Origin of the sequence: Rothia sp. HMSC036D11, assembly GCF_001814205.1 — a bacterium.
GTDB lineage: Bacteria > Actinomycetota > Actinomycetes > Actinomycetales > Micrococcaceae > Rothia > Rothia dentocariosa.
Window position 1 is genome coordinate 353,808 of the sequence record NZ_KV815315.1, and the last position, 14,699, is coordinate 368,506.

At 49.3% G+C, this 14,699-nt stretch carries 14 protein-coding genes, 3 tRNA genes and 1 other RNA gene; 11 read left to right on the forward strand and 7 right to left on the reverse strand.

What is annotated here, in order from left to right; genetic code table 11:
• Positions 1–88: 88 nt before the first annotated feature.
• The 3 genes from lepB to orn form a co-directional block, all read right to left on the reverse strand.
• Entirely contained in the window at positions 89–688 is a 600-nt protein-coding gene (gene lepB, locus HMPREF2958_RS09665; protein ID WP_246828114.1) for a signal peptidase I, read from the reverse strand.
• Positions 689–735: 47 nt separating this feature from the next.
• The gene (rplS, locus tag HMPREF2958_RS09670) at positions 736–1,083 is read right to left on the reverse strand and encodes a 50S ribosomal protein L19 (RefSeq protein WP_004004530.1); all 348 of its coding nucleotides are present in this window, start codon (positions 1,081–1,083) and stop codon (positions 736–738) included.
• 256 nt (positions 1,084–1,339) lie between these two features.
• Positions 1,340–1,975, reverse strand: a complete 636-nt coding sequence (orn, locus tag HMPREF2958_RS09675; protein WP_004004529.1) for an oligoribonuclease — start codon at positions 1,973–1,975, stop codon at positions 1,340–1,342.
• A 256-nt stretch (positions 1,976–2,231) separates the two neighbouring features.
• On the opposite strand from orn, the gene mptB reads away from it, so the two are divergent.
• A complete protein-coding gene (gene mptB, locus HMPREF2958_RS09680) occupies positions 2,232–3,875 on the forward strand; it encodes a polyprenol phosphomannose-dependent alpha 1,6 mannosyltransferase MptB (RefSeq protein ID WP_070697831.1) in 1,644 nt (547 codons plus the stop codon).
• Positions 3,876–4,047: 172 nt separating this feature from the next.
• Positions 4,048–4,120 (forward strand) — tRNA-Arg (locus HMPREF2958_RS09685).
• Positions 4,121–4,224: 104 nt separating this feature from the next.
• Here HMPREF2958_RS09685 and HMPREF2958_RS09690 read toward each other — a convergent pair.
• Positions 4,225–5,130: an HNH endonuclease family protein gene (locus tag HMPREF2958_RS09690; RefSeq protein ID WP_070697832.1), complete on the reverse strand. Its 906-nt coding sequence runs from the start codon at positions 5,128–5,130 to the stop codon at positions 4,225–4,227.
• Between the two features lie 384 nt (positions 5,131–5,514).
• On the opposite strand from HMPREF2958_RS09690, the gene HMPREF2958_RS09695 reads away from it, so the two are divergent.
• The 4 genes from HMPREF2958_RS09695 to def all read left to right on the forward strand — a co-directional run bounded on the left by HMPREF2958_RS09695 (position 5,515) and on the right by def (position 8,275).
• Positions 5,515–6,177 carry a single-stranded DNA-binding protein gene (locus tag HMPREF2958_RS09695; protein WP_070697833.1) on the forward strand — a complete coding sequence of 221 codons (663 nt, stop codon included), beginning with the start codon at positions 5,515–5,517 and terminating at the stop codon, positions 6,175–6,177.
• Between the two features lie 133 nt (positions 6,178–6,310).
• Positions 6,311–6,383 (forward strand) — tRNA-His (locus HMPREF2958_RS09700).
• Positions 6,384–6,447: 64 nt separating this feature from the next.
• Positions 6,448–7,641 (forward strand): acyl-CoA dehydrogenase family protein, encoded by a 1,194-nt coding sequence (locus tag HMPREF2958_RS09705; RefSeq protein WP_013398949.1) that lies wholly within the window; start codon positions 6,448–6,450, stop codon positions 7,639–7,641.
• A gap of 61 nt (positions 7,642–7,702) precedes the next feature.
• On the forward strand, positions 7,703–8,275 hold the full coding sequence (def, locus tag HMPREF2958_RS09710; RefSeq protein WP_070523667.1) for a peptide deformylase: 573 nt from the start codon (positions 7,703–7,705) through the stop codon (positions 8,273–8,275).
• A gap of 85 nt (positions 8,276–8,360) precedes the next feature.
• Here the strand turns inward: def and rnpB are convergent.
• Positions 8,361–8,751: RNase P RNA component class A (gene rnpB, locus HMPREF2958_RS09715), an RNA gene on the reverse strand.
• Positions 8,752–8,816: 65 nt separating this feature from the next.
• Between rnpB and HMPREF2958_RS09720 the strand changes: the two genes are divergently transcribed.
• Both HMPREF2958_RS09720 and HMPREF2958_RS09725 read left to right on the forward strand, forming a co-directional pair.
• On the forward strand, positions 8,817–9,602 hold the full coding sequence (locus tag HMPREF2958_RS09720; protein ID WP_070523664.1) for a YaaA family protein: 786 nt from the start codon (positions 8,817–8,819) through the stop codon (positions 9,600–9,602).
• A gap of 273 nt (positions 9,603–9,875) precedes the next feature.
• Positions 9,876–10,631, forward strand: coding sequence for an S-layer homology domain-containing protein (locus HMPREF2958_RS09725; protein ID WP_246828115.1), 756 nt, complete (start codon positions 9,876–9,878; stop codon positions 10,629–10,631).
• Between the two features lie 184 nt (positions 10,632–10,815).
• Here the strand turns inward: HMPREF2958_RS09725 and HMPREF2958_RS09730 are convergent, their stop codons facing one another.
• On the reverse strand, positions 10,816–11,706 hold the full coding sequence (locus HMPREF2958_RS09730; protein WP_070697835.1) for a Nif3-like dinuclear metal center hexameric protein: 891 nt from the start codon (positions 11,704–11,706) through the stop codon (positions 10,816–10,818).
• 134 nt (positions 11,707–11,840) lie between these two features.
• Between HMPREF2958_RS09730 and msrA the strand changes: the two genes are divergently transcribed.
• From msrA to HMPREF2958_RS09745, 3 genes are all read left to right on the forward strand, one after another.
• The gene (msrA, locus tag HMPREF2958_RS09735) at positions 11,841–12,365 is read left to right on the forward strand and encodes a peptide-methionine (S)-S-oxide reductase MsrA (protein WP_070697836.1); all 525 of its coding nucleotides are present in this window, start codon (positions 11,841–11,843) and stop codon (positions 12,363–12,365) included.
• Between the two features lie 133 nt (positions 12,366–12,498).
• Entirely contained in the window at positions 12,499–13,263 is a 765-nt protein-coding gene (locus HMPREF2958_RS09740; protein ID WP_070697837.1) for a DUF6318 family protein, read from the forward strand.
• A 129-nt stretch (positions 13,264–13,392) separates the two neighbouring features.
• The gene (locus tag HMPREF2958_RS09745) at positions 13,393–14,142 is read left to right on the forward strand and encodes a DUF6318 family protein (protein ID WP_246828116.1); all 750 of its coding nucleotides are present in this window, start codon (positions 13,393–13,395) and stop codon (positions 14,140–14,142) included.
• 158 nt (positions 14,143–14,300) lie between these two features.
• Here the strand turns inward: HMPREF2958_RS09745 and HMPREF2958_RS09750 are convergent.
• A tRNA-Glu gene (locus HMPREF2958_RS09750) sits at positions 14,301–14,373 on the reverse strand.
• Between the last annotated feature and the right edge of the window lie 326 nt (positions 14,374–14,699).

The window sequence follows — 14,699 nt, forward strand, 5'->3', positions numbered from 1 at the left end:
GGGCGAATGGTTCTTAGCTATTGTATAGGTGTCTGCTCTTCAAATGCAGTTTATTTGAGGGTTTTACGCCTGTAGACATACACAGATGTCAAAAATGGAGACGAAAATCCACGGTTCCAATAATCTTATCGGTTCGGATTAGCCCTCCACCAGGTGCTCCTAGTAAAGACCTAGAGTCAACTGATACCGAGCGGTGATCGCCCATGACCCACATGCGTCCGCGCGGTACTACAACGTTAAATTCTGTGGTTGAAGGTGAGTCTTGTGGGTAGATATAAGGCTCGTCTAGAGGCTCTCCGTTGAGAGTTATCTCGCCTTGGTCGGTACAGCAGGATACGGTATCACCCTCAAGTGCAATCACTCGTTTGATGTAAACGGTTTCTGTAGGAGCTAGGCCCAACCACTGCCCGGTGTGTTTTACTGGGTCGTTCCAGAACCCGTCCCCTGATTTATAAGGCGACAGTGACCCAGTACCATCAAAAACGACAATATCGCCTCGATGTATGTGGGAGCTATCAGACAGCTTCGAGACTAAAACACGATCCCCGGGCATATAGGTAGGCTCCATAGAGTCAGATGGAATATAGTAAACATCCGCTATAAAGGTACGGATACCCAGCATAATGCATAGTGCAAGAGCGCAAGCCACAAGAACAAGGCGCCATCCCCTAACGGAATGACGCCTCATCTGAGGTTCTGCCGAAGATTCGGCTAACTCCATGACCTTGATATGTCTTAGAACTCGCGCTTCTCGCGGATACGAGCTGCCTTACCGTGGCGATCACGCATATAGTACAGCTTGGCACGGCGAACATCGCCGCGGCTAACAAGCTCAATCTTCTCAATTACCGGGGAGTGCACCGGAAAAGTACGCTCAACACCAACGCCGAAGGAAATCTTACGTACAGTGAAGGTTTCGCGAATACCAGCGCCCTGGCGTCCAACAACAAAACCTTTGAAAACCTGAACACGGCGGTTCTTACCCTCAACGATGTTCACATGAACATTCAGGGTGTCGCCGGGTGCAAATTCGGGAATGTCGTCACGAAGGGACTTCTTGTCGAGAAAATCAAGAGTTTGCATGTGTTGCTCTCCTGAGTCATCTGCCGCAGGTCAAATAGACTCGATTAAATCTATCGCCCAAGAGGTGGATAGAAGTTCTATTAACTTAGAACATGATTGATGTTCTAAGGTCCGCACTGTTATGGTCGCTCTTCCCCCTACGGCAGGGGCGTGCCCAGTGCAAACACAGTTTTTATTATGGCAGATGCCGTAGCCGGTGGGCAACTACGAGCGCTTCTATCGAAGCACGTTTTCAGAGCCTAAGACGACGTATCTCTTACGCCTCTTCAAGAGTCTGACGCTCTGCTTCCACGTCGCGAGCTATACGAGCTGCGGTAATCGCATCCGGTGCATCTGGAACAAAAATTGCGCGACGGTAGTATTTGAGTTCATCAATCGAGTCTTTAATATCACCGAGAGCACGATGGTTTCCGGTCTTAACTGGCGCATTATGACGAGCAGCCGGGTACCAGCGAGCAGCGAGTTCTTTGATCGTCGATACATCAATTACGCGGTAGTGCAAATGCTTCATAAGATCTGGCATATCGCGCTCCAAAAAGCGTTTATCCATGCCGACTGAATTTCCGCCCAACTGCGCTTTGCCCGCTACGGGAACATACTTCTTGACGTATTTAAGAACTGCTTCCTGCGCTTCATGCATAGATACGCCGTGTTCAAGGTCCTCTAGCAACCCCGAAGACTCATGCATATTTCGCACATAGCTATTCATGTTCTCAAGAGCTCCAGCGGGTGCCTCAGAACCGGGTTTGATCACGAGCTCCACGCCTTCACCCAAAATATTGAGATCAGAATCCGTCACAAGAACACCTATTTCAATCAGTGCATCCTGTGTAAGATCGAGCCCGGTCATTTCGCAGTCAATCCATACAATACGTTCACTTGAAATACTCACGCTTTAACTCTACAGATTTTCTACGTACTCTCCCAGCTACAGCAGTTCATAGCTTTCTTATTTTTCTGTATCTACCGCCCTAAAAAGTTTGATTGTGACCTATATGAGAATTAAACCTTCTCCACACGCGAGCTAAAACACGTGCGAAGAACGGTAGTCTTGTGGGTTTCACACAGGAGACAATGAAGGTGCTCGGGTATTATGGAGAGCGTATTGGATGTAGAGCTAAAACCCCTAGTGAAGGGAATCCTAACGCATGAAAACGCGGTATATGCAGTGGCGGTCAAGATTTTTTACAAAGCCCACCGCAACGTCGCCGCGTCTGCAAAAGTACATTGACAGTAACCGTCTTCGCACGCTGCTGCTGGGTGCCTTTGGCTCTATTCTTATCACTCTCAGCTCATACGGCGTTGGCTGGATTGCAGATAGCTCAGGTTTTTGGCGCAATAACCTGATACGCACTATACGTTATGAAGTTTCGTGGGTAATCGTTTGTATTATCGCACTTTCGCTAGGCGCCATGATTATGTGCCGTGAGTGGCTGCGTATCTATCAGAAGATGGGTACCTGGAATAATTCTTCGCTCAGGTGGATGATCGCAATTGTTACCTGCTGGTCGCTGCCCCAGGTTTTTGCTCTTACTATCTATAGTCGCGATATGTTCTCCTACTATGGGCAGGGCATGGTTATGGCTCACGGACTGAACCCCTATAAACAGGGGGTTTCTGAGATAGCGAACTTCATGCAAAATGGTGCGGATCCGCAATGGGCTGAGTCTCCTCCGCCCTACGGGCCTATCTCACTCAAAATCGAAGAATTCATCGCTCGCATCGTCGATGGAAATATCGATCTCGCCATTTTCTTGTTTCGTCTTGTCAGCGTCCTCGCCGTTATCGGCATCTTGTTCTTTGTCGTAAAACTCGCACAGCTTTACAAATATAATCAAACGCGAGCGCTCTGGCAGGTAGGCGCTAATCCCCTGTTCATAGCTTCTTTCATAGCGAGTGGTCACAACGATTCCTTGATGACCATGTTTATGCTTGCAGGTCTCTACTTTGCGAAGCGATACCCCAATGTCTATGGTGGCGTTCTTGGCGTTACGATGGTGACTTTCGGCGTCGGGGTGAAGCCTCTAGCGCTTGTGGTACTCCCCTTTGTTGGCTTACTGTGGGCGGGTAATAACGCCAGCTGGGTACGCAAATTCACTATCTGGTTTATCTCAGGAATTATTCTTCTTGCCGAGCTCGCTATTTTAGGTTACATAAGTGACCTTGGTTTCGGTTGGGTCAGCGCGCTCTCTACTACGGGCGGTCAGTACATTTGGTACACTCCCATCGGCTTGGTGATCGGGTTCATTGGGCTTTTCGCACACGGCGACTCTTTCGATACTGTTAAGAAAATTCTTGAGAATATTGGCAAACTTCTAGGCATCCTGAGCGCGTTAAGCTTCGCATTTGTCGGTCGATACCGTAATGTGGTGCGGTACGCAGGCCTCGCGATTCTCGCCATGCTTTTTTTCAGCCCGATGATTCAGTCGTGGTACATTCTCTGGGCTGTTCCTATGATTGCCGCGACAGGTCTGCGTTCTCACTTCCAGCTGATGTGGTACTTTGTGACAACCTTGTTCTTTATGGCGTATGCGGTATGCGATCAGCTGTACATCTCACCATATCTGAACGATTTCAACCAGGGAATGGCGCGTCTTATCGCCATTTTGATCTGTCTGGCCTATATCGTCTATCTGATGGCGTTAGACCCGGCAACGCGACGTATGGTGTACTTGAGCTTCCACCCACATCAGGTAAAGCGAACTATCACACGGATGTGGTGGCAGCTCTTCCCTCAGACACGTGAAAAGCTCCGTGCGCGGCGCACCCGTCAAATATTACAAAAACATTAAGCTCGGCGGACACTTGGGCGTAAACCCCTGTCATGGCGCGGAACCATGCTATGGCGATTCAGGATTTTTTCCATAAATTTGTGTCATTTTTCGAGTTCGTTTACCATAATGTGACTTTTCGGTGTACTCTATAAATGTATTTCACACCGATATCGAAGACAGTGAAATGCATGCCTCAGTAGCTCAGAGGATAGAGCAGGAGCCTTCTAATCTCTTGGTCGGGGGTTCGATTCCCTCCTGGGGTACCCGTACACACGAGCGCCGTTCCCTCATTCTGAGGGAACGGCGCTCGTGCTTGTACCGATAACCCCGTAACCACCTGCGCATTCTTGCAAACAGGTGTGTACCGTTATTTCTTCACAGGGTTCGTGTCTTTACACGAGTTCAGTACGTTCTCCATAACGCGTTTTTCATCGGCAGTGACCCATAGCTGATACTTTGTTTTTACATGCACCTGTCGCGCCACATATGTGCATCGGTAGGCCGTATTGCCAGGAAGCCAATCAGAAGCATCGGCATCAGATTTCTGCATATTTGCGGGCCCGTCTGCTGCTACCAGGTTCTCGGGGTCGTTCGCGAGCTCACGACGTTTTTCCTCGCCAATATCTTGAGCCCCGGTCTGCCACGCATTCGAAAGCGCCACCACATGGTCGATCTGAACGGCACTTGAAGACTTCTTACCTCGTTTAAATTCGATTGTCCTGCCGGTATAAGGATCGTCAAGAGTTCCGGTTTGTACGGTGCAAGCACGAGTTCCCGCTTTGAAACGAATATTTGTTAAATCACGACGCAAAATATCATCACGAGTATTACATCCATTATGATCGACATCGTCCCAGGCAGCACCAAATTGCTCACGCGTATATCCGGCTTTTGATGCCCGCTCTTTCACAGGCAGGGCAGCAAGCTCCTTCTTCGCCGTCGATAAGTTAGGTGCATATGCTGTGGCTGGATCAACCGCATCATGCGGGTTCTTGACCTCTTCCAGAGACTCAGTTTTGACGTTCTGCTCTTCGCCGTCCCCTGTAGCAGAAGATGAGGCACTAGGGTTACCCAACAGCCCGCCTTGGCTATGCCGCCCAATATAGATAACGGCAATAATCAGCACGATGATCACAAGAATAGCCAAAGCAGTATAGAGAAAACGCTTGTTCTTAGGATCCATATCTGGAGGCAAAATCTTGCGCGGGTCTACATCGGCAATCTTCTTAAAATCGCGAAGATTCGGCGTAGGAGGCCTTTTAGACTTTGTCACGATGTTCTCCAGTACGTCTGCGGCATAGATATGCTGTTAGATTTAGTGTGCTCATAAAGCTTACGAATGAGAAAAATTCTCATGCTAAAACCGAATCCACCGGTATTGCACTACAAGGATAGGGGTTTATAGAGCTAGAAAGAAATCCAGAGATAAAGGGTTTTCTTTACCAATATTGTGACACATATCAGAAGTTCCCCGCCTCTCCTGTCTATCCACAGGATCAGAATTCTTGTCCCTTTCAGATAGGCTATCCACAGGTGCACATACAACGCTCTCTTTATCACACTCCATTGAGGCACACTAGAAAAACCGCGTCCCACTTTGACAGGGGATGCACATTATCTAATTAACACACCACCTAACATTTCAGGGAGCTCTATCATGGCTGATACCGTTATCCTACGCGGGTTTACCGCAACCGCCCCACAGCTACGCACACTTCCGACCGGAATTCCAGTCGTCAATTTCAGGTTGGCAAGCACGCCACGCTGGTTTGACTCAGCAACAAACTCCTGGCGCGAGGGACAAACAAGCTGGTACACTGTCTGCGCCTACCGCAAGCTGGCACAAAATATCGCCGCCTCCCTCACAGTGGGAAGTCCCATACTCCTCACCGGGCGCGTTCGCACACAACAGTGGCAGCGCGAAGATGGTTCTCAAGGTGCATCCGTCGAAGTTGATGCCAGCAGTATCGGTCTTGACCTTACCTTCGGCACCAGCACATTCTCACGCACTGTAGAGCACAGCGGGACGCAATCCCACACTCAGGATGACACAACAAACCCGATTCAGAAGGATGTATCGCAGGACGGCCATGCCGCTCCCCAACAACCATCGAGTACACAGCAATACCCAAACCGCGCTCTTCAAAAAGCTGGACCACGAGGAACAGCATCTTCACCTCAACGGGAATTGTCACAACCCAAAAACACTGTTTCAGCATCTACAGATACGCACCAGACTGTTCAACAATCTTCAGAACCTACAAATAGTTTTGAGTATGAGAAACAAAGCGATCAAATATCTGAAATGGCACCCTTCTAGAATTCAACATCACAACTTCTAAAAACCGCATATAGCGTGCCGCGTATCACCTTGAATTGATTTGTCACAAGTTATCGAACTCATGTAGAGTAGTATCCGTTGCAATCGCGCGGGAAACCGCATGATGCACATGGTGGTCGTAGCTCAGTTGGCAGAGCGCCTGGTTGTGGTCCAGGAGGTCGCGGGTTCAACCCCCGTCGATCACCCCGTCACTAGGGTCGTTATGGTAATCCCCATAGCGACCCTATAGCTTTACCTACTAGACTTTATATGTTTTATTCCCCTGAGGAAAGAGGATTTTCTGTGCAATCAACTCTGACATTTTCTGAAGACCATGAGCTGTTCCGAGAAGCAGTCCGTGAATTCGTGGCACACGAAATAACCCCTCACTACCCCGAATGGGAACAAGCACATATTATGCCTCGCTCAGTATGGCAAGCCGCCGGAGAAGCAGGAGTATTAGGACTTGCTGTCCCCGAAGAATTTGGCGGAGCTCAGCTGTCCGATTACGAGTATCAATTAGTTCTAACCCAAGAACTCGCAACCGTTGGAGGATATGGGTTTGCGCTCGCAGTGCATCTTCAACAGGATCTGGTGCTCCCCTATTTACTCGCATACGGTACACATGAGCAAAAGGAACGTTGGCTGCCCCAAATGGTAAGCGGTGACCTTGTGTCCTCATGCGCGTTTACAGAACCAGGCGCAGGCTCCGATCTGCGGGCATGCCGCACATCCGCAGTGCGCGATGGGGACTCTTACCTTCTCAACGGGCAGAAGACTTTTATCGGCTCTGGTATTTCGGGGGATGCAGCCCTCGTGTTGGCCCGCACCGATGGTTCCTCTGAACGTGCTTCTGAGGATTCATTCTCCCTCTTTTTTGTCGAAAAATCTGAAGGTTACACCCCGGGACGGCAGCTCGACAAGATGGGTATTCGGGCCTCAGATACTGCCGAGCTATTCTTCGAGAATGTACGTGTTCCCGCTGAGAACCTTATCGGTGAGCTTGGTCAAGGCTTGACCTATATTAAACAACATCTGCCCCAAGCGCGCTTAGCGATTGCCGCTGCATCCGCGGTCATCAGCAGGACTACTCTCAACGCCACACTAGAGTATGTAAAAGAACGTAAGGTTTTTGGGTCTCGTGTGGCAGATTTTCAGAATACCCGTTTTGAACTAGCTAATGCTCTCATGAATACAGAACTTTCCGAACTCTACGTGGCACGCGCTATAGCGGCTTTTAACGCTGGGGAGCTTACCGCTGAGGACGCCGCTAAAGCCAAGGTCTTTGCCTCTGAAAAAGCCTGCACAATTACCGATCGGTGTCTGCAGCTTTTCGGCGGCTATGGCTATATTAATGAGCATCCTGTAGCCCAAGCGTTCCTCGCGGCACGGCTACTGCCTATTTTTGGGGGTACAAACGAGCTTCTGCGCGATAGCATAGGATTTGACCTACTCGCTGAGTAGACGCCAATATACTCTATCAATAGCTCTTTACCTTGTGATTTCGAGAACGAAGGATTTATCTGTGGCTATTCGCCCTGTTGTTATTTATGGCAATCCCGTTTTGCACCGCCCAGCTGCTCCGGTCACGGCTTTTGACGATGAGTTCAAAGCTCTTGTTACCGATATGTATGAAACTATGGATGCAGCCCACGGAGTGGGTCTCGCGGCTCCTCAAATCGGGGTAGGTTTACGAGTTTTTACCTACCAGATGGAAAATGAAGATGGTGTTCCTGCCCGCGGGTGCATCGTTAATCCCAGGCTAACTCTCGGCAAGGTGTCCGCGGCAGAACCCGACCCCCATGACGAAGAAGAAGGGTGTCTTTCGTTCCCGGGCTACGGTTTTCCTCTCAAACGTGCTGAGTGGGTTACTGTCAATGGATTTGATGTCGAAGGCAATCCGCTCAGGTTTGAGGCAACCGGCTGGTTTGCCCGCTGTATGCAGCACGAGACCGACCACCTTGATGGAAAACTATATGTGAATCGTCTTAATAAAAAATGGACCTCTCGCATGAAGAAAGTTGTTAAACGCGAAGGCTGGACTGTTGAGGGTAATAGTTGGATGCCCGGTGTAGATCCTGACCCGTTCGGACATTAAAAACATAAAATCATCCACACTACCGGTGCGCCTGATTCTTGATACACAGAATTAGGCGCACCGGTGTTGTATACGAGCGTCATGAGAAGCAGGGTGCCCTATAAGCCGGGTTCTGTCATCGGTACCGATGAAAGCTCTGTACCTGAGGCAATCATCTATCTAGGGCTTATGTTGCCATAAGCATCAAGCAGCCTACCCGAACACGCGCCTCAGGCTCGGGCGCACTACCCTATCATGGCGTGTTCTGTTTGGCCTTGCTCCGGCATGGGGTTTACCTAGCTGGGCACGTCACCGCACCCACTGGTGGTCTCTTACACCACCCTTTCACCCTTACCTTGATGAGGCGGTTTACTTTCTGTGGCACTAGCCTGCGGGTTACCCCGAGTGGATGTTATCCACCATGCTGTGCTGTGGAGCCCGGACTTTCCTCGACATACCCATCAGAAGAGGTATATCGCGATTGCCCAGGCACCCTGCTTCAGCCTTCTATTCTAGCGGAGTTATTATCGCTGCTCTATTTCTGCCCGGTAGAATAAGAGGCATGCTGATTCTTCTGCCTCCTTCTGAGGGTAAGACCCCTGCGCCTCGCACACACGCACCAGTTAATCTTGCCGAGTTATCGTTTCCAGAGCTCACAACCGAACGTGAAGATGTGCTGGAAGAACTCATGCGAGTTTCCGCTCAGGAAGACGCTCTAGATGTCCTCGGGGTGGGTGCATCGCTCACGGCAGAGATTGAACGAAACACGCGGTTAGTGGAGGAACCTGCTCATCCGGCGGCTGAAGTCTATACGGGTGTGCTCTTTGAGGCGCTGGATTACGCCAGTTTCTCCCCCGATGAACGGGAGTTGGCCCAGAAGTCCGTTCTTATTTCATCTGCTTTATGGGGTGTGGTGCAACTTGAAGATCATATTCCTGCGTATCGTCTGTCTATGGGAACCAAGCTTGGCGCTATAGGGGCTCTGGCCACATATTGGCGCGGAGCTTTGGGAAATGCTTTGACTGCATACGCGCAGGGGCAGCTCATTCTTGACTGCCGTTCTAGCGCTTACGCGAAATCGTGGGTATCGCCGTCAGCCCAGACATTAGCGGTTCGTGTTGAACGCGTTGCAGCAGATGGTTCACGCAAGGTTGTTTCCCATATGGCAAAGCATTATCGCGGAAAGTTAGCTCGCTACGTGATCACTCATGCCCTTGCCGAGCGACCTTTTGAAGGTACAGCGGGCATTTCAGAATTCTTGGAGGCGCTTGACCGCGATTGGGAACTTGAATGTACCTTACCGACGCCCAAGAAAGCAGGAACACTGACCCTTATTATTCGTGAATAGATTTTTCAGGTGTGAATATAGCGTGTACTCTTCTGGTATCTACGAGAATTCTCCCGCTATCAACACCCTGAAGAAAGAACTGTTATATTCTAATTTCGAAGTGTAGAGGAAATAGGTTCTGTATACTCGGCACATTTTCTAAGAATGTGTCCAGAGAATTTTCCCACAAGGTTTATAACAGTTTTATAAATATCTTCGAAGATCCTTTACCATATATGACATCCCTGGTACATTGTAGGGAGTCATATCGCACTAGCCATGATGGATTATTGTATGTCTTTCACTTTTAAACTTCGTAAAGCTCCCACGACTATATGCTCACTTACCCTAGTTGGCGCTACTCTTGCACCTAGCACCCCCGTCTTTGCAGAGACTCAGCAGTCTCAGACTGATCCTCAGGGGCAACCTGCCGTTGTTGCACAGGAGGATCTCTCGACCCTGAATCAGGTGGAAGGTAACGCAACTCCGCAGACCATTTCACCTCAGAAACGTTTTATTGACGTTCCTGAATCTTCTGCTTTTTATAATGAGATTACTTGGCTTTTTAACCGTAAAATCACGATCGGTTACCCAGATAGCACATACCACCCGAAAGATTATATTGAGCGTTCGGGTATAGCTGTTTATTTCTATCGTCTGGCAGGCTCCCCGCAAGTTGATCTTCCCGAAAAGTCGCCTTTCACAGACGTTTCTCCTAACGATATGTGGTATAAGGAAATGGTGTGGTTCCATCAGCAGGGTCTTACCACTGGCTGGTCTGATGGAACTTTCCGCCCGCATGACTTGGTAGATCGTAATGCTATGGCGGCATTCTTCTACCGCTTCGCGGGCAAGCCTCAGTTCGAGGCACCTGAGGTTTCTCCTTTTTGGGATTTGAGCCCAGACGAGCCTTTCTATAAAGAGATTGTCTGGCTTCGCAGCACAGGTATTACGACCGGGTGGTCGGATGGTTCCTTCCATCCCTATGAGCCTATTTCACGTGAAGCAATGGCGGCGTTTATTTATCGTTATGCACATATGAAACATTAACAATCGGATTTTAGAGAAATATAGCGTGTCCCTATTTTCCTAGGGTCACGCCATATTTATGTTTTATTGGCCGCCGCAGTATTATTAACAGAAAAATATTCAGGAAAAATAGTAATGCATGTTGCAAAATATGAGCTTTTCTCACATTTATTTTAGAAGTCCCGTCGGGCTGCTCTAAATATTTTTAGCGAGGTGTGCTTGCCGAACCAATGGTTTGTCCAGTGCTTACATGAAAATCCCAGGGGTCGGTATTTAGCGAGGATACCGAAATTTCAATACTGTATCCCTGGCCCGCTAGGGTTTCTTGCAGACGTTCCGCAGCACGATTTAACCATAAAGATTCACTTGCAGCATGCGAACAGTCGATGAGTGCAGTATCGGTACCTCGCACAAGTTCTTGTTCCCGGAACTCGCTGGCGGGGTGATGCCGTAAATCTGCAGTGATATAGACATCGGCTTTAGATGCCCGCACGGCATCAAACAACGAGTCACCGGCGCCTCCGCAGAGGGCAACACGGCGAATAAGTTTTTGTGGGGATCCCGCAACGCGCAGCCCGCCCGCTGTTGCAGGAAGAGCAGCAGCTAGTTCTTCAGAGAGTTCCTGCAATGTAAGAGGACGGACAAGAACACCTACACGACCTGTTCCAACGCAGTATTCCTCACCTGCAAGTTCCTGTTGCTGCTGATCAGTCAGCGGTTCGCATCCTTGTAGATTAAGCGCTTCACAGAGAGCCTCGTTGACACCGGCGACGGCGGCATCAGCATTGGTGTGCGCACCGAGCAGGCCACATCCGCCTTCAATGAGGGTATGGAGCACGTTGCCTTTGTAATCGGAGTCGGGTATGAAGCTGGTACTACGCAAAAGAAGCGGGTGGTGAGTAATAAGAAGACCGGCCCCAAGATTTACGGCTTCTTGGGCGGTTGCTGATATGGCATCAACCGCAAAATGCACATGTTCGACGGGTACCTGTAAACGTCCGCAGACTAGCCCGGAAGAGTCCCAGCTAGCGGCAAGATGCGGCGGATACAGGCTATGAAAAGTATCAACAATGTGGGATAGCGTAGGTGTTGTCATGATTCTATTGTGGCATCTAGCAGCAGAAAGACGAGCTATTACACGTCCCGTAGCAGACCTCGGGTAGGACGGGGAATAATAGTTGATACAGCTACGCTGTAAAGGAATGTACATCTATCTGTGGGAGAGGTCTTATGAAAAGCTTTGTTGTTGGCGGCGGTTGTTTTTGGTGTATTGACGCTGTTTTTCGGCAGTTCCAGGGTGTAAAAGCAAGCGTATGCGGGTATGCGGGCGGGCACACCCAAAACCCCGATTACCGGTCTGTATGCTCGGGAACGACGGGGCATCACGAGGTTGTTCGGGTTGATTTTGATGAATCGGTTATAGGTGAAGACGCGATTTTGGATATTTTCTTCGCCGCACACGATGCGACAAGTTGGGATCAGCAGGGTGCCGACCGTGGTTCGCAGTACCGTTCTGTTCTGTTGTATTCCTCTGACGAACAGAAGGCTGCATTTGAGGCTGCGAAAGAGCGAGCTCAGTCATTCTTCGACGCCCTAGTTGTCACCGAGATTAAACCGCTGACTGAGTTTTGGGAAGCAGAAGGGTACCACCAGGATTACTACGCGAAGAACCCATATCAGGGGTACTGTTCCGTAGTAGTTGGGCCTAAGGTAGCGAAAGTACGCAAACAATATGCTCATCTTTTGAAAGGCTAGATACAGATCGGACCCTTGAGAATCCTATAAGGAGTTCGAGCCCCGTAAATCTATCCTTGAGAAATAGAAATTTTCCATGTTTCACGTGCAGGATGACGTTATGATGGAATTAGTACAGATTTGAAAGGGCATCATGACTCTAGTTTCACGTCGCCAAGCTGTGTATTTGACCGGTACGGGTCTCACAGCGGCAACGGTTACTGCCTGTACGCCAAAGGTTCAGCCGGTAGGTAATGATGCTTCTCCCTCACCCGGTGGTACCGCATCTGCCGAGAGCGCAGCCTCGGCGGCGGGGGCTTCCCCATCAGCATCGGAGGGTCTGCAAAGTTCCGGGAAGAACTATCAAGGACCTGTAAAACTAGAGAAATACGATTCTAAAGGTGAGTTCAAACCGGGCACCCGCGAGCATAAGGCAGAGAACGTACCGGCTCCTGTGGAACCAGAAAATATGCATGAAGAGTCTGTGGACGGTATGTATTCGTTCATTGCCTTCTGGGTTGAGGCACAAAATTATCTTTACTTAACGGGTGACGGTGCTCTGTTGCGTAAAGCTGATCCGGCTGACGATTACACCGAAAGTATTGATCTTTATAAAGCTTTGTACGACAGCGGTGTAGTGTGGGTTCTTGGGGAACAGCATCCCATGAAAATTTCACTCAACTCTGCAAAACCGGTGAAGAATCCGCGGAGTGAAACATCGTATATGTGGATTGCTACCGTTGAGTTTGGTGAAGGTACTGAAATCTATAATTCGCGGGCTCAGGAGACTTACCCTCTTAATGACCTTATGCAGTCTGGGTCTAGGGTCTCGGTAATAACTCAATATGAGAATGGGGCATGGCGCATGCTCAAGGACGACGGCTCGCAGGCTTCGCCCGGTGGTACTAAGGCTCCTTAGAGATCTCCACACATTTTAGGTGTGCTAGGGTTTTACCGGTAGATTTTATAGAGAACGTATATATTTTTACGTTCTATTCTTGTGAAGTTTTTCGCGCAGGCGGAAACGTTTTTGATGGGAAGGTTTCTCATGAGATCAATGTCGCGTCGTGGCGCTTTCACTGTTGTAGGTGCCGGTTTTATAGCTACTCTTACCGCGTGCTCGTCGCAGAACAAGGATGCGGCGCCAAGTGCTAGCGCATCTGCCAAGGCTACATCGCCATCACATTCTACTGCTTCTGCCTCTGCTACCCCTTCTGGTCCTAGTTTTAAGGGCGAGTTGAAGTTGGAGAACTACAGATCGTCTGGTGAATTTGAACCTGGCACACAGGAGCATCCGGCGCAGCATGTGCCTGTTCCGGTGGAACCCGCGAAACTGCGTGAGGATTCGGTTGAGGGCCTACATGCCTTTGTAACTTACTGGCTCGCGACTTTGAATTATATGCTTTTGACGGGTGACGGCAACTATTTCACGAATATTGATCATACGGGCGATTACACAACTATTGCCGATTTCATGCAGGATATGTACGCTTCAGAGACTGGCTGGGTGACTGGCGTGCAGAACCCGTTGACAATGTCTTTGGATACAGATCACCCAACGAAGGATGAGAAGAACGGATTTTATACCTGGAAGACAACGATGAAGGTTAATCGGGAGTCTGCGGTGTATACGAAGACGACGAACCGTTCGCAGCCGCTTCCTGAGGTTTTTAAGGTGCCGAGCGGCGTTGTCTCGGGTCAGGTGACAGCTCACTATCTTGAGGGAACGTGGCGTATGGTGCACCGTGCTCCTGCCGCAGCAGATGCTTCTGCCAGTGCGGGCGGGGAGAATAAGTAAGCTGCTCCCCCGTTTCTAGTTATTCACATTATGATGCAAGCGGGTTAGGTTTTGCCAAAAAGGTTATATAAGTGCTTTTTCCTGACCCGCTTCGACATTTATAAAAATAAAGAGAATTCCCTGGTTCGCCTGAACCGGGGAATTCTCTTTTCCTAGTGTGACCCCAACCGGATTTGAACCGGTGTTGCCGCCGTGAGAGGGCGGAGTACTAGGCCGCTATACGATGGGGCCGGACTGTTTTTCGGGACCCGCCCGAACAACATATATAACTATACAGTTAAGGAAATACCCCACCAACTCCAGTAAGCATGATATGCGTCACAGGAGATAATAGGAGCCCCCTACAGAAAATTTATCCTCACAGGAAGTACATTCACTGACACAGAGTTTTGCACCATAGTAATGATTTTAGATTTATATCAAACTCGATCTTGTTTCTTCCTAGACTCTGATATAAATTTCTGTACTCTTTCACTAACTATCTTTGCTAGACTTACCCCGAGGGTTTGGGGTGCTCACACTATGTTGGGAATCTTCACTAACTATCCTTGCTAGAC

What these genes read in the sequence shown, in the direction of transcription:
- lepB (WP_246828114.1), bottom strand. Translation starts at nt 688, where the DNA reads ATGAGGCGTCATTCCGTTAGGGGATGGCGCCTTGTTCTTGTGGCTTGC.
- rplS (WP_004004530.1), bottom strand. Translation starts at nt 1,083, where the DNA reads ATGCAAACTCTTGATTTTCTCGACAAGAAGTCCCTTCGTGACGACATT.
- mptB (WP_070697831.1), top strand. Translation starts at nt 2,232, where the DNA reads ATGAAAACGCGGTATATGCAGTGGCGGTCAAGATTTTTTACAAAGCCC.
- HMPREF2958_RS09695 (WP_070697833.1), top strand. Translation starts at nt 5,515, where the DNA reads ATGGCTGATACCGTTATCCTACGCGGGTTTACCGCAACCGCCCCACAG.
- HMPREF2958_RS09705 (WP_013398949.1), top strand. Translation starts at nt 6,448, where the DNA reads ATGTTTTATTCCCCTGAGGAAAGAGGATTTTCTGTGCAATCAACTCTG.
- HMPREF2958_RS09720 (WP_070523664.1), top strand. Translation starts at nt 8,817, where the DNA reads ATGCTGATTCTTCTGCCTCCTTCTGAGGGTAAGACCCCTGCGCCTCGC.
- HMPREF2958_RS09725 (WP_246828115.1), top strand. Translation starts at nt 9,876, where the DNA reads ATGTCTTTCACTTTTAAACTTCGTAAAGCTCCCACGACTATATGCTCA.
- HMPREF2958_RS09730 (WP_070697835.1), bottom strand. Translation starts at nt 11,706, where the DNA reads ATGACAACACCTACGCTATCCCACATTGTTGATACTTTTCATAGCCTG.
- msrA (WP_070697836.1), top strand. Translation starts at nt 11,841, where the DNA reads ATGAAAAGCTTTGTTGTTGGCGGCGGTTGTTTTTGGTGTATTGACGCT.
- HMPREF2958_RS09740 (WP_070697837.1), top strand. Translation starts at nt 12,499, where the DNA reads ATGACTCTAGTTTCACGTCGCCAAGCTGTGTATTTGACCGGTACGGGT.
- HMPREF2958_RS09745 (WP_246828116.1), top strand. Translation starts at nt 13,393, where the DNA reads ATGAGATCAATGTCGCGTCGTGGCGCTTTCACTGTTGTAGGTGCCGGT.